Annotated in this window: 13 protein-coding genes; 5 read left to right on the forward strand and 8 right to left on the reverse strand. The window is 67.9% G+C overall.

Annotated elements, in window-relative coordinates:
• The first annotated feature begins 26 nt into the window (after positions 1–26).
• Both IGS68_RS22860 and IGS68_RS22865 read left to right on the forward strand, forming a co-directional pair.
• Positions 27–578, forward strand: a complete 552-nt coding sequence (locus tag IGS68_RS22860) for a MarR family winged helix-turn-helix transcriptional regulator (protein ID WP_201074255.1) — start codon at positions 27–29, stop codon at positions 576–578.
• A gap of 361 nt (positions 579–939) precedes the next feature.
• Complete coding sequence (locus IGS68_RS22865) at positions 940–2,238, forward strand: Gfo/Idh/MocA family protein (RefSeq protein WP_247881029.1); 1,299 nt, start codon at positions 940–942, stop codon at positions 2,236–2,238.
• Between the two features lie 19 nt (positions 2,239–2,257).
• Here the strand turns inward: IGS68_RS22865 and egtD are convergent, their stop codons facing one another.
• From egtD to IGS68_RS22905, 8 genes are all read right to left on the reverse strand, one after another.
• On the reverse strand, positions 2,258–3,271 hold the full coding sequence (egtD, locus tag IGS68_RS22870) for an L-histidine N(alpha)-methyltransferase (RefSeq protein ID WP_201074257.1): 1,014 nt from the start codon (positions 3,269–3,271) through the stop codon (positions 2,258–2,260).
• Positions 3,272–3,311: 40 nt separating this feature from the next.
• Positions 3,312–3,593: a GNAT family N-acetyltransferase gene (locus IGS68_RS22875; RefSeq protein ID WP_247881030.1), complete on the reverse strand. Its 282-nt coding sequence runs from the start codon at positions 3,591–3,593 to the stop codon at positions 3,312–3,314.
• Between the two features lie 104 nt (positions 3,594–3,697).
• A complete protein-coding gene (locus tag IGS68_RS22880; RefSeq protein WP_201074261.1) occupies positions 3,698–5,767 on the reverse strand; it encodes a TRAP transporter permease in 2,070 nt (689 codons plus the stop codon).
• A gap of 87 nt (positions 5,768–5,854) precedes the next feature.
• Positions 5,855–6,832 carry a TAXI family TRAP transporter solute-binding subunit gene (locus IGS68_RS22885; protein ID WP_247881031.1) on the reverse strand — a complete coding sequence of 326 codons (978 nt, stop codon included), beginning with the start codon at positions 6,830–6,832 and terminating at the stop codon, positions 5,855–5,857.
• Between the two features lie 136 nt (positions 6,833–6,968).
• Positions 6,969–9,014 (reverse strand): NAD(+) synthase, encoded by a 2,046-nt coding sequence (locus IGS68_RS22890; RefSeq protein WP_201074272.1) that lies wholly within the window; start codon positions 9,012–9,014, stop codon positions 6,969–6,971.
• 113 nt (positions 9,015–9,127) lie between these two features.
• Positions 9,128–9,673, reverse strand: coding sequence for a hypothetical protein (locus IGS68_RS22895; protein WP_201074274.1), 546 nt, complete (start codon positions 9,671–9,673; stop codon positions 9,128–9,130).
• The gene (gene dksA / locus IGS68_RS22900) at positions 9,663–10,082 is read right to left on the reverse strand and encodes an RNA polymerase-binding protein DksA (protein WP_158047149.1); all 420 of its coding nucleotides are present in this window, start codon (positions 10,080–10,082) and stop codon (positions 9,663–9,665) included. Before dksA ends, IGS68_RS22895 begins: the two co-directional genes overlap by 11 nt.
• 137 nt (positions 10,083–10,219) lie before the next feature.
• Positions 10,220–10,645 carry a flagellar assembly protein FliX gene (locus IGS68_RS22905; protein ID WP_201074276.1) on the reverse strand — a complete coding sequence of 142 codons (426 nt, stop codon included), beginning with the start codon at positions 10,643–10,645 and terminating at the stop codon, positions 10,220–10,222.
• A 234-nt stretch (positions 10,646–10,879) separates the two neighbouring features.
• Between IGS68_RS22905 and IGS68_RS22910 the strand changes: the two genes are divergently transcribed.
• From IGS68_RS22910 to IGS68_RS22920, 3 genes are read left to right on the forward strand one after another with little or no spacing between them, the layout of a single operon-like run.
• The gene (locus IGS68_RS22910) at positions 10,880–12,052 is read left to right on the forward strand and encodes a flagellar basal body P-ring protein FlgI (protein ID WP_201074278.1); all 1,173 of its coding nucleotides are present in this window, start codon (positions 10,880–10,882) and stop codon (positions 12,050–12,052) included.
• Entirely contained in the window at positions 12,052–12,384 is a 333-nt protein-coding gene (locus tag IGS68_RS22915) for a rod-binding protein (RefSeq protein ID WP_201074280.1), read from the forward strand. The genes IGS68_RS22910 and IGS68_RS22915 overlap by 1 nt, the downstream gene beginning before the upstream one ends.
• Complete coding sequence (locus IGS68_RS22920) at positions 12,385–12,831, forward strand: hypothetical protein (RefSeq protein ID WP_201074282.1); 447 nt, start codon at positions 12,385–12,387, stop codon at positions 12,829–12,831.
• Positions 12,832–13,017 lie beyond the last annotated feature (186 nt).

A 13,017-nucleotide genomic window follows, 5' to 3' on the forward strand; every position in this document is an offset into this window, starting at 1 on the left:
ATGCGCCATGCATATATTTTCGACGCATGAACGACGACAGAACTGCCAATATCGTCGGTGCGCTTGCCCTGGCCATCTCCGACACTCTGCTCCGCGGAGCCCAGGCCGCTGCACCGGAACCAGGCCCCGCCGCAGCCGCCATATCGCTGCTCGCTCACGATCCGGGCATGTCGATCGACCGGCTACGGCGCGCGCTTGGTCTGTCGCATCCAGGTGCGGTGCGTCTGGTCGATCGCCTGGTGGCGAATGGCGCAGTAATTCGTGAAGTCTCTGATCGCGATCGTCGTGCCGTCGCGCTCGTCTTGACTGAAGCCGGCCGAAGAACCTGCGCGGACATTCGGGCGGCGCGATTGGACGGCGTCGCCAAAATGCTCGATCTGCTCGATGCGGATGAACGTGCCGCTCTGGGTACGTTGACGGAGAAGTTGCTGCGTGGGCTTATCAAGGGCGAAAATCACGCCTACTCGGTCTGTCGGCTCTGCGATGAGAGCGCGTGTGTGGATTGTCCCGTTTCCAGTGCATTGGGGTCCTCCGACCCGATCAGATGCCAAGAACGCGACATCTCCTCTTCGAAATAAGGTTATAAGACCACTCGCTCCGGCATGCCGTCGTCGCGTCGGTCGGTAATCACTCGTCCACAGCTTGCGGGAAACCTCGGAAGAAGTTCAAGAAATGCATCGACACGCGAACAGGCAACGATATCCCCATTCTGCGTGTGCGATCACCTCGGGCGAGGCCACCCGCCACTCGTAACAAATGGCCGCCAGCGCTGTTGAACTTCCTCGAGTACAAGAACTTTCATGGAAGACGACAGGAGACCGGCAATGCTCAAGGGTGGAATTCTCTGGATGATGGGTGTCCCGCTGATCGTGATCATCGTGCTCCTGGTTATCGGCGTGATCTGATCCGCCCGCGGGCTTCAAGGGAGAGCGCACGCCCATGTCATTCGAGCTTCCGTTCCTCTCCCGCCGGACCTTGATCAGGACCGGCTCCATCGGCTTACTGTCCGCCGTCGCCGGTCCCGCGATGGCGGCCGGCGGTCCGGCGGCACCCGGCCCGACGCCGCTGGACAGGGGCAAGGTGGAAGGCGGCAAGGTGACCTTTCCCAACTGGCGCGGCGAGGCCGACCGCCCCTCCCCTCCGCCGCCGGCACCCCTGCCGCCGGACCAGCGCGTCGGGTTCGCGATCGTCGGGCTCGGCCGCCTGTCCCTGGAGCAGCTCCTGCCCGCCTTCGCCGAATGCAAGCGGGCGCGGCCGGTGGCCCTGGTCTCGGGATCGCCGGAGAAGGCCAGGCTGGTGGCCGCCCAGTACGGCATTCCCGACCAGGCCGTGTACGACTACGCGGGTTTCGACCGGATCGCCGAAGATCCCCGGGTCCAGGTCGTCTATGTCGTGCTGCCCAACGGGCTTCACCGCGAGTTCGTGATGCGCGCCGCCAAGGCCGGGAAGCACGTCATGTGCGAGAAGCCGATGGCCAACAACTCGGCCGAGGCGCGGGACATGGTCGCCGCCTGCGACCAGGCCGGCGTCAAGCTGATGGTGGCCTACCGCTGCCAGTACGAACCCTATAACCGCGAGACCATCCAGCGGGTCCGCTCCGGCGACATGGGCGCCGCGCGGTTCATCGAGGCGACCAATACCCAGGTGATGGGACCCGGCGACCAGTGGCGCTTCAGCAAGGCGCTGGCCGGCGGCGGCGCGCTGCCCGACATCGGCCTCTATTGCCTGAACACGGCCCGAGCGATCACCGGGGAGGAGCCGATCGAGGTCTTCGCCCGGATCTTCAACCCGGAAGGCGACCCGCGCTACCGCGAAGTCGAGGAATCCGTCTCCTTCATGCTGCGCTTCCCCTCCGGGACGATCGCCAACTGCACGACCAGCTACGGCGCCCACGAGAGCAAGGACCTGCGGGTTCGGTTGGAGAAAGGCTGGATCGACCTGGAGAACGCCTTCGCCTACGAGGGCCAGCAGATGCAGGTGGCGCACCGGGGCGGCAAGGCGGAGATCGTCGAGCGGGTGCGCCTGCCGCAGCAGAACCAGTTCGCGCTCGAGATCGACCACATGGCGTCCTGCGTCAAGGAGAACCGGATGCCGCGGACGCCCGGCCAGGAGGGCGTGCAGGACCATGTCCTGATGGAAGCCCTGTATGAATCCGCCCGCACCATGGCTCCGGTGTCCCTCAAGGCGGTGTCCGGGCGGGACACGACCCGGGGACCGGAACCGCAGCAGGAGGGCTGAAGCGCATCCGGACCGGGCGCTACGCGTCCGACCCCCGTCGGAGGCGGACCGGTGGCGCCCGGAAGGTCAGCAGGTGGACGCTGAACAGATGGTCGCCGTCCGTCCAGGTCTCGTCGGCCCGCCATCCGGCATCGGCCGCCAAGTCCCGGAACTCCTCCACCGTGTATTTGTGCGAAACCTCGGTATGGATGGTCTCGCCCGCCTGGAACCGGAACGGAGCGCCTGCGACCAGGACGGTCTGGGGCTTGAGGCTTTCCAGGTGCATCTCGATCCGGCCGAGATCCCTGTCATAGAAGGCGCGGTGGGCGAAGGCCGCGAGGTCGAAGGTTCCGTCCAGTTCGCGGTTGATCCGCTCCAGCAGGTTCAGGTTGAACGCCGCCGTCACCCCGGCCGCGTCGTTGTAGGCGGCCTCCAGCCGCCCGATGTCCTTCTTCAGGTCGACGCCGATCAGCAGCCGGCCGCCCCCGCCGAGTTGCCGGCCCAGGCGCGCCAGGAACGCCCGTGCCTCCTCCGGCGAGAAGTTGCCGATCGTCGAGCCGGGGAAGAACGCGAGCGTGCGCTCCGCCCCGCCCTTCACAGCAAGCGGGAAGGGCCGGGTGTAGTCGGCATGGATCGGCTTGACGGATATCTCCGGATAATCCGCCGCCAGCCGGGCGGCCGACGCTTCCAGATGCGCGCCGGAGATGTCGACCGGGATGTAGGCGGCAGGCTCGTCCAGCACGTCGAGCAGCAGGCGTACCTTGACGCTCGACCCGCTGCCGAGTTCCAGCAGCGTGACGCCGCGACCCGCTTTTCCGGCGATGTCGCCGGCGTAGCGGGCGAGGATGGCCGTCTCGGTACGGGTCGGGTAATATTCCTCCAGCTCGCAGATCCGGTCGAAGAGCCGCGATCCCCGCTGGTCGTAGAAATGCTTGGCCGGCAGAGCCTTCACCGCTTGGCCCAGCCCGTCGAGGACGTCCTTGAGGAATTCCGTGTCCCGGTCGGGCCCGGGCGCAGGCATGCCGATGCGGCGGCTGGCTGTTCCATCCGTCATGTATTCCTCCCTTGACCTTATTTTCGTCTGACGGCGGCGATCAGCGGATCGGCAGAACGATATCCCGGTATTCCGGATGACGTTCCACGTAGCTTTGCACGAAGGTGCAGTACGGCTCGACCTTCAGGCCGCGGCGCCGGACGTCGTCCAGCACGCCGCTGGCCAGCTTCGATCCGATGCCTTGTCCGGACAGCGCCTCGGGCACTTCGGTATGGACGAGGGCGATGACATCGTCCTTCAGCCGGTAGTCCATGAACGCAACGGTGCCCTTCACGTCCATCTCGTACCGGTTATCCGCTTGATTGTCGGTGACTTCCGCCACGGGCGTTCTCCTCATGCAGGGTCTCGATGCCTTGCAAGGGAGAACACCCCGGCGGGGGGCTTGGTTCGACAGGAACCGCAAACCTTTCCAAGCCCTCCAGGCGTTCAGGCGGCGGCCGGCGCCTCCGCCCGCCAGGTGGTGACCTGCCGCACCAGAACCGGTGCCAGGAGCACGAGGCCCGCGAGCGTGGAGTAGAGTTCCGGCGCGACCAGCAGGATCGCCGCCATGCCCAGCAGCACCCGTTCCCACATCCGGGCCGTCGTCAGCATCCACCCGGCCAGGGCGGCACCCAGGCAGGTGATGCCGACGATGCAGCCGACGAAGGCGATGATGAAGTCGGTCCAGGTGAAGCCGGGAGCGACCAGCAGCAGCGACGGCGAGAAGACGAACACGAAGGGCACCAGCGCCTTGCCCAGCCCCAGGCGGAAAGCCGTGTTGCCGGTCTTGAACGGATCGGCCCCCGCCATGCCCGCGGCGGCGTAGGCCGCCAGCGCCACCGGGGGCGTGATGTCGGCCAGCACCCCGTAATAGAAGACGAAGAAGTGGGCGACGATCGGCGCCACGCCGAGCAGCCCCAGCGTCGGGGCGGCGATGGTCGCCATGATGATGTAGTTGGCGGTCGTCGGGATGCCGCAGCCCATCAGGATGCAGACGATGCCGGTCATGATCAGGGTGAACAGCAGGGTCAGCGTCTGCGGCGCCGTCCAGCCGGCCGGCAGGAACGCCCCGACCCAGCCGGCCATCTCGGCGGCGGTGGAGGTGACGATGAAGGAGATCTTGAAGCCGACGCCGGTCAGGGTGACCACGCCGACGATGATCCCGACCGTCGCCGCCGCGGCGCCCACGGCGAGCGCGTACTTGGCGCCGTCGCGCAGGCCGATCAGCAGGTCCGGGATGCTCATGCGGTTGCGGGGATTCAGCAGGCCGACCGCGACGCACAGGGTGATGCCCCAGAAGGCGGCCAAGTATGGGGTGTAGCCGGCCAGCAGGATGCCGACCAGGACGACCAGCGGGATCACGGTCGGCCAGTCGCGGCGGAACGCTTCCCGGAGGTCGGGCATCTCGTCGGGGCGGAGGCCCCGCAGGCCGGTGCGCTTCGCCTCGAAATGGACCTGGACCAGCACGCCGAAGAAATGCATGAAGGCCGGGACGATCGCCGCCAGGATGATGGTCGTGTAGGGCAGCCCCAGGAACTCGATCATCAGGAAGGCGGCGGCCCCCATGATCGGCGGGGTGATCTGGCCGCCGGTCGATGCCGTCGCCTCGACGGCGCCGGCAAAATGCGGCTTGTAGCCCAGCCGGATCATCGCGGGGATGGTCAGGGAGCCGACGGTGACGGTGTTGGCGACCGACGAGCCGGAAATCATGCCGAACAGGGCGGACCCGAAGATCGACACCTTCGCCGGACCGCCGGCATAGCGGCCCGCCACCCAGGCGGCGCAGTCGAGGAAAAGCTGGCCCAGGCCGATGCGGGTGGCGAAGACGCCGAACAGCACGAAGTGGAAGACGTAGGTGGCGACCACGCCCAGCGCGATGCCGTAGATTCCCTGGGTCGTGAGATAGAGATGATCGACCAGCTGGGGGAAGCTGGCGCCGGGATGGATCAGGATGCCGGGCATCGACGGCCCCCAGATCGCATAGCCCATGAACAGCAGCGCTATGATCGGCAGGGGCCAGCCGACCGACCGGCGGGTCGCCTCCAGCAGGACGACGATCAGGATCCCGCCCAGCACCACGTCGGTCGTGGTCGGGTTTCCGACCCGAAAGGCCAGGTCGTCCAGCGGGATCAGCGGAACATGCAGCACGGCCACGACGGCCCCGGCGGCGAGCGCCCAGTCCGGCAGCGAGATGCCGAGCGGGCGCAGCACCGTGCCCCGGGCCGGCTGGTCGTAACCCCGCCTGGAGAACGGGAAGACCAGGAACACCAGTCCCAGCACGAAGGAGAGATGGATGCCGCGGTGGGCCATCTCGGACAGCAGCCCGAAGCCCGCCGTGTAATAGTGGAACAGCGACAGCACCACGAGAAGCCCGCCGACCAGCCAGCCGGCGGCGGGCGCCAGCGGCCGGAAGCGGATCTCGCTGTCGAATTTCTCCTCCAGTTCCTTCGCCTTCTCCGGGTCGAGTTCGAGCGAGGACTTGGACAAGTGCGGCTGTTCGCGCGACGAATCGCTCATCGGTATTCCAGGATCATGATTTCGGCTGTCAGGAAAGGGTTGGGCCGGCCCCCGTCAACCCACCGGGCACGCGGGGGCCGGGGGCGCTCAGTTCAGCACGCCCTTTTCACGGTAGAACTTCTCGGCGCCCGGATGCAGCGGGATGGCGGTGCCGCTGGTCGCGTTCTCCAGGGTGATCAGCTTGCCCTTTGCATGGCCGGCATCCAGGGCCGCGCGGGCGCTGTCGCTCCAGAGCGCCTTGACGATGTTGTAGACCAGTTCTTCCGGCTGGTTGGCGCTGGTAACCCATTGGGCATTGACCGAGATGGTCTGGGTCTCCGGAACGTCGCGGTAGGTCCCGGCGGGAACAGTGTCCTTGGAGAAGAACTGGTACTCGGACAGCAGCTTGTCGGCTTCCGGACCGGCGATCGGGACCAGCGTGATCCCGCTGGAGGTCGCCAGTTCGGAAATGGCGCCGGTCGGGTAGCCGCCGACGAAGAAGTAGGCGTCCAGCGCGCCGTCGCGCAGACGGTCGCCCGCCGGGCCGGGCTTGAGATATTCGGCCTTCACGTCCTTCTCGGTCAGCCCGTAGGCGCCGAGCACGATCCGCGCGTCGACCAGCGTGCCCGATCCGGGTTCGTCGAGCGACACCCGCTTGCCCTTGAGGTCGGTGACCGACTTGATGCCGGAATCCTTGGTCGCGACGAGGTGGATCGTCTCGGGATACAGGGTGGCGACGGCGCGCAGGTTCTCGATCTTGCCCTTGCCTTCGAACAGGCCGGTGCCGGTATAGGCCCAGTAGGCCACGTCGGACTGCGAGAAGCCCGACTCGAGCGAGCCGCCGTTGACGGCGCTGATGTTGGCGACGGAGCCGTTGGACGACACGGCGGTCGCCACCAGTCCGGGCACGCCGCCGCCGGTCGCCGAGATCGTGTTGGCGATCAGGCCGCCCACGGGATAGTAGGTTCCCGCGGTGCCGCCCGTGCCGATGCGGAAGAAGGCAGGCGCCTGGGCCATGGCGACGGTGGTGCCGAGCGCGATGGCCCCGAGCATCGCCCCGATCGCCAGGCGGCTTTTTCTTGTCATGAAGCTCACGGCAGTCCCCTCTCTACTATGCAGACTTGTCGGACCCGTTCCTGCCGGTCCGATATGTCGGGGGATCATGGCGGTTGCCGTTGAGATTGTCACCCTATCGGATTGTTCCGAAACATAGGCATTCCGCTTATGACCGGGGCACGTTGCGCTCCAGGTCGTCGAGCCAGGTGCGGGCCGTCGTGTCCGACGGCGCCCGCCAGTCGCCGCGCGGGGACAGCGACCCGCCGCCGCTCACCTTGGGCCCGTTGGGCATGGCCGACCGCTTGAACTGGCTGAAGCCGAAGAAGCGGCGGACGAAGACCTCCAGCCACTGCCGGATCTGCGGCAGTTCGTAGCTGCGGCGCCGCTCCGGCGGGAAGCCGGGGGGCCACGCGCCCCGCTCCGTGTCGCTCCAGGCATGCAGGGCCAGGAAGGCGATCTTGGCCGGCCGGTAGCCGAAGCGGAGCGTGTAGTACAGGTTGAAGTCCTGAAGCTCGTAGGGGCCGACCTTGGCTTCGGTGCTCTGCGGCGTCTGGCCGGGCTCGACCGGCACCAGCTCGGGCGAGATCTCGGTCCCGAGGATCGCGTCCAGGGTCGCCGACACGTCCGATTCGAACTGGCCGGACGCGCTGACCCAGCGGATCAGGTGCTGGATCAGGGTCTTGGGCACGCCGGAATTGACGTTGTAGTGCGCCATCTGGTCGCCGACGCCGTAGGTGCACCAGCCCAGGGCGAGTTCCGACAGGTCGCCGGTGCCGACCACGATGCCGTCGTTCTGGTTGGCCAGCCGGAACAGGTAGTCGGTGCGCAGGCCGGCCTGGACGTTCTCGAAGGTCACGTCGTAGACCGGCTCGCCCCCGGCGAAAGGATGCTTCATGTCGGCCAGCATCTGCCGGGCCGCCGGGCGGATGTCGAGCTCGCGCCAGGTGACGCCGAGCGACTCCATCAGCCGGACCGCGTTGCCCTTGGTGTGGTCGCTGGTCGCGAACCCCGGCATGGTATAGGCCAGGATGCTGGACCGGGGCAGTCCGAGCTGGTCCATGGCGCGGGCGACCACGATCAGGGCGTGCGTCGAGTCGAGGCCGCCGGAAACGCCGATCACCGGATGCTCGGTGCCGATCGCGCGCAGCCGCTGGACCAGGCCGGCGACCTGGATGTTGTAGGCCTCGTAGCAGTCCTGCTCCAGCCGCGCCGGATCGGCCGGCACGAAGGGGAAGCGCTCCACCCGGCGTTCAAGCCCGATATCGGCCCGCGGCGCGTCCAGGCGGAACCGGACCGTGCGGAAATCGGCGCCGATGACGTCCCGGTAGCGGCGGTTGTCGTCGAAGCTGCCCATCCGCGCCCGCTCCTGGCGGATGCGGTCCAGGTCGATGTCGGCCACGGCGATCTGGTCGCCGGTCGGGAAGCGGTCGGTCTCGGTCAGGACGGTACCGTTCTCGTAGATCGAGGTCTGGCCGTCCCAGGCGAGGTCGGTGGTCGATTCGCCCGCCCCCGCGGCGGAGTAGAGATAGGCCGCGATGCAGCGCTCGGACTGGGACTGGCAGAGCAGGCGCCGGGTGTCGGCCTTGCCGATCGTGATGTTGCTGGCCGACAGGTTCGCCAGCACGGTGGCCCCGGCCAGGGCGCCCGCGGAGCTGGGCGGCACCGGCACCCACAGGTCCTCGCAGACCTCCACATGGACGGTGAATCCTTGCAGGTCCTCCGCGGCGAAGAGCAGGTCGGGCCCGAACGGCACGCTCTGGCCGGCGATCCGGATCTCGCCGCCGCCGGTGCCGGCGCCCGACGCGAAATAGCGCTTCTCGTAGAATTCCCGGTAATTGGGCAGGTGGATCTTGGGGACGACGCCCAGCAGGCGGCCGCGATGGATCGCAAGACCGCAGTTGTAGACGCGCCCGTCATGGCGCAGCGGCGCCCCGACGAGCAGGAGCGGCAACAGGTCCTTGGAGCCGGCGACGACATCCTCCACCGCGCGCTCGACCGCGTCCAGCAGGGAGTCCTGGAGGAACAGGTCGTCGATCGCGTAGCCGGACAGCGCCAGTTCGGGGAACAGCGCCAGCGCCGCCGAGCGGTCGTGGCATGTCCGGGCGACGCGCAGGACGGCCTCGGCGTTGCCGGCGGGATCGGCGAGCGAGCACCTCATGGTGCAGGAGGCGACGCGCGCAAAGCCATGCTGATAGATCGAACGGAACGTCATGGGAGCTTCCGGAGCAGCGGATCGATGGTCTGGATCCAACAGTCTAGACCACGATTCGTTGACAGGCGAACTTGATCCCGTCCGCCCCGCCGATCCTTTTTCCGGGCCGCCGGTCAGCGCTGGTCGCGCCGCCACTGCTCCCCGAAGTCGGCGGCGAGTTGGCGCAGGCCGGCGGCGACCGCGCCGGCATGGCTGCCGCGCGGCGTGCTCAGCAGCATGCCGCGGTCCCAGTAGAGCACCTGGACCGTCTTGCGCTGCTGGGTCGAGGGGAGCGTCAGGGTATGCGCCGACTGGGCCTTCAGGCTCAGCCAGGTCACGCACAGGGACGAACTGTCCCGCAGCGTCGCGATCGTCGGGATCAGGTAGACGCCCGGGGTCACCGTGGTGAAGGGCTGGGCTTGCGACAGAAGCTCGGTCCGCAGGCCGGCGGACTGGACGGTGAGCTGGATGGAGTCGTTGACCAGCTGCTCGGTCAGACCGCATTCGGCGTTGGCTGCACTGGAAGCCAGGTCGACAGGCATGACCACGGCCATGTTGACGCCTTCCAGGACGGCGCTCTCCCGGCCCTGGCCGGGCGCCTGGGCCAGGGCCGGCAGGCACGAGGCGGCGAGCGCCAGGATGGAGACGACGAGGCGGCGGACCGGGCGGCTAATCGTCACGGTGGGTCCGTTCCAGCCGTTCATGCCTTTCCTGGGCTTCGAGGCTCAGCGTCGCGATGGGACGCGCCTCCAGCCGGCGGATGCTGATCGGCTCCCCGGTCTCCTCGCAGTAGCCGTAGCTTCCGTCCTCGATCCGCTCCAGCGCGGCGTCGATCTTGGAGATCAGCTTGCGCTCGCGGTCGCGGGTCCGCAGCTCAAGCGAACGGTCGGTCTCGAGCGAAGCCCGGTCGGCGATGTCGGCTTCCTGGAGCCCGCCTTCCTGTAGGCTTTGCAGCGTCTCCTCCGACTCGTGGAGGAGCTCCGAACGCCACTTCAGCAGCTTCCGACGGAAATACTCCGTCATCTGGGGGTTCATGAAAGGCTCGTCCTCGGACGGCCTATAGTCAGGCGGCGGAAACGGTGACGACATCCTCTAACACCCAAACCGGATGGCTGCCGAAACGGCGCGGAGTATATGGATCGGCAAGCCCGACCGCAACCGTCGCGGATGGGCTTCTCGACCGGATACAAGCCTTTGGAAAAGCGGCGAAATCCTGGGGGGATGAGCTACCCTCTGGGCGACAGCTTGGCAAGCTCGACCTGCGCCCTAAGGTCGATTTCGTCCAAAATCTCCACCAAACGGGGATCGTCGACTTCCGCGCGGTGGCTTTGGGCCACCTGCTGGAGGGCGTTCAGTTTCGACTCCGGCAGGCCGCCCGACAGCAGGGCGTGCCTGATCTCGTCCAGCCGGTCCAGCAGCTCCTCCGCGCGGGCCTTCGCTTTCGACGGGCCGCTTGTCGAATCCTCCACCTCCTGTAGGTTGAGGAGCGGGTTGATCGCACCGGCCGCCTGGGCGCCGTTGACGCCCGAAGCCGCCGCGTCGTCGGTGCCGTGCAGGGCCCGGGCGAAGGCGCTGGCCAGGCTGCCGTCGGAACGGCCGGTGCGTTTCGCCGCACCGCTGTTGCGCAAGGAACCGGGACCTTCGACTTTCATGGCACAAGATGCTCCAATACCGATTTCCAAGGGTGATCATATCTAAATTAATACCCGGTTAACGGGCACCCTCCGGTCACAGGGGCGGAGGCCGGCAGGAATTGCCGGGACGAACCGGCACTCCTTGCCGCGCGGCCGTCCGGCGGCCGGGCCGCTTCCGGCGCCGGCGCGGGTTTCCGGGGCTGGCACGCAATTCGCTTGGGAGAGGGACGCCAGTAGAGGAGCCGACCCGCCATGACCCCGTTCCCCCGCCAATCAGCCGCGACTCGGACGCCGCTCCGAGTCCGTCTCCGGAATGCCGCCCGGACCATCCTGGCGCTGGGCGTCGCGGCCGTCGTCGTGGCGGTCGCCAGCCCGGCCCTGGCCAACTCGCGCATCAAGGACATCGTCGACGTCGAGGGGGTGCGCGAGAACATGCTGATCGGCTACGGCCTGGTGGTCGGGTTGAACGGCACGGGCGACAGCCTCAACAACTCGCCCTTCACCGAGCAGAGCCTGATCGGCATGCTGGAGCGGCTGGGCGTCAATACCCGCGGCCAGTCCATGAAGACCCGCAACGTCGCCGCGGTGATGGTGACCGGCACCCTGCCCGCCTTCGCGGCCCAGGGCAGCCGGATCGACGCCGTCGTGTCGGCGCTCGGCGACGCCAAGAGCCTGCTCGGCGGGACCCTGCTGGTCACCCCGATGCTGGGCGCCGACGGCGAGGTCTACGCGGTGGCCCAGGGGCCGCTGGCGGTCAGCGGCTTCAGCGCGGCCGGCCAGGGCGCCTCGGTCACCCGCGGCGTGCCGACCTCGGGCCGGATCTCCGCCGGCGCCATCGTCGAGCGCGAGATCGAGTTCTCCCTGGCGGAACTGCCGGTGCTGCGGCTGTCGCTGCGCAACCCCGACTTCACCACCGCGCAGCGGGTCGCCCAGGCGATCAACGGCGTCTACGGGGCGAACACGGCGCGGGCGACCGACCCGTCGGCCGTGGTCGTGACGGTGCCCCAGATGCGGCGCGGCGACATCGTCGGCCTGATGACGGAGATCGAGCAGCTCCGCGTCACTCCCGACCAGCCGGCCCGCGTCGTGATCGACGAGAAGTCGGGCGTGATCGTGATGGGCGAGAACGTCCGGATCAGCACGGTGGCGATCGCCCAGGGCAACCTGACCATCCGCATCACGGAGACCCCACAGGTGTCCCAGCCCAACCCCCTGGCCGCCGGCCAGACCGTGGTGACCCCGCAGACCAACATCCAGGTCGACGAGCAGTCGAACAACCGGCTGGCGATCATGTCCAACGGCGTCAGCCTGCAGGAGCTGGTCGAGAGCCTGAACGCCCTGGGCATCGGCCCCCGCGACATGATCAGCATCCTGCAGTCGATCAAGGCGGCCGGCGCGCTGCAGGCCGAAATCGAGGTGATGTGATGGACGGCACCCTGACCCCCCCGGCCCTCGCCTCCGCCGGCCTGGCGACCGGAGTCCTGACGAACCCTGCTCCCGCGGCCCGTCCCCGGGCCGGGGCGGACGACAAGGCGGTCGCCAAGGCCGCCGGCGAGTTCGAGTCGCAGTTCGTGTCCCAGATGCTGAGCCAGATGTGGCAGGGCATCGAGACCGACGGATATTTCGGCGGCGGCAACGGCGAGGAGATGTTCCGCGGCCTGATGATCAACGAGTACGGCAAGATGATCACGCAGAGCGGCCGGCTCGGCATCGCCGACCAGGTCAAGCAGGCCATGCTGAAGATGCAGGAGGTTTGAATGATGGAAGCGGCGACCGCGGTCGGCCAGACCTGCGAGACGATGGAAGCCTACGCCGCCCTGCTGGAGCGGGAGACGGAGGCGGTGAAGGCCAGCCGGCTGGAGGAGGTCGCCGGGCTGGGCGACGCCAAGGCCGCGCTGGCCGGCAGGCTGGACCACCAGCTCAAGGTGCTTCGCCACAACAAGGCGGTGGTGGCCGGCGTCGACCTGGCGCTCCGGCAACGACTGGAGACGCTGTGGAACCGGCTCAACGCGATCGCGGAGGCCAACCTGGCGGCGCTGAAGACCGCCGAGGAGGCGACCAAGCGGGTGATCGACATGGTCGTCGACGTGACCAAGCAGAACCGGCAGCAGCACTCCGTAGCCGGCTACGGCAAGCCGAGCGCCCGCTACCCCACCGGCAGGGCGCCGCAGGCGCTCTCGGTCGCCGTCAACACGACGCTGTGAACGGTCCCGGAGCCTCGACGCTTCCGGGCCAGGCGGGCGGGATGCCGGGGGGCGTCCCGCCCGCCGTCGTGTCCACCGGGAACGCCCTGCCGGGTACCGGGCAAAATCTTCCCGACAGGCCCCCGCCGGCAATTGCCTACCTGCTGGAATATCGAGGAATAACAATGCCCTAAGGTTTGGCCCGCA

Origin of the sequence: Skermanella sp. TT6 (assembly GCF_016653635.2) — a bacterium.
In the GTDB taxonomy this organism is placed as follows: Bacteria; Pseudomonadota; Alphaproteobacteria; order Azospirillales; family Azospirillaceae; genus Skermanella; species Skermanella cutis.

What these genes read in the sequence shown, in the direction of transcription:
- IGS68_RS22860 (WP_201074255.1), top strand. Translation starts at nt 27, where the DNA reads ATGAACGACGACAGAACTGCCAATATCGTCGGTGCGCTTGCCCTGGCC.
- IGS68_RS22865 (WP_247881029.1), top strand. Translation starts at nt 940, where the DNA reads ATGTCATTCGAGCTTCCGTTCCTCTCCCGCCGGACCTTGATCAGGACC.
- egtD (WP_201074257.1), bottom strand. Translation starts at nt 3,271, where the DNA reads ATGACGGATGGAACAGCCAGCCGCCGCATCGGCATGCCTGCGCCCGGG.
- IGS68_RS22880 (WP_201074261.1), bottom strand. Translation starts at nt 5,767, where the DNA reads ATGAGCGATTCGTCGCGCGAACAGCCGCACTTGTCCAAGTCCTCGCTC.
- IGS68_RS22885 (WP_247881031.1), bottom strand. Translation starts at nt 6,832, where the DNA reads ATGACAAGAAAAAGCCGCCTGGCGATCGGGGCGATGCTCGGGGCCATC.
- IGS68_RS22890 (WP_201074272.1), bottom strand. Translation starts at nt 9,014, where the DNA reads ATGACGTTCCGTTCGATCTATCAGCATGGCTTTGCGCGCGTCGCCTCC.
- dksA (WP_158047149.1), bottom strand. Translation starts at nt 10,082, where the DNA reads ATGTCGTCACCGTTTCCGCCGCCTGACTATAGGCCGTCCGAGGACGAG.
- IGS68_RS22905 (WP_201074276.1), bottom strand. Translation starts at nt 10,645, where the DNA reads ATGAAAGTCGAAGGTCCCGGTTCCTTGCGCAACAGCGGTGCGGCGAAA.
- IGS68_RS22910 (WP_201074278.1), top strand. Translation starts at nt 10,880, where the DNA reads ATGACCCCGTTCCCCCGCCAATCAGCCGCGACTCGGACGCCGCTCCGA.
- IGS68_RS22915 (WP_201074280.1), top strand. Translation starts at nt 12,052, where the DNA reads ATGGACGGCACCCTGACCCCCCCGGCCCTCGCCTCCGCCGGCCTGGCG.
- IGS68_RS22920 (WP_201074282.1), top strand. Translation starts at nt 12,385, where the DNA reads ATGATGGAAGCGGCGACCGCGGTCGGCCAGACCTGCGAGACGATGGAA.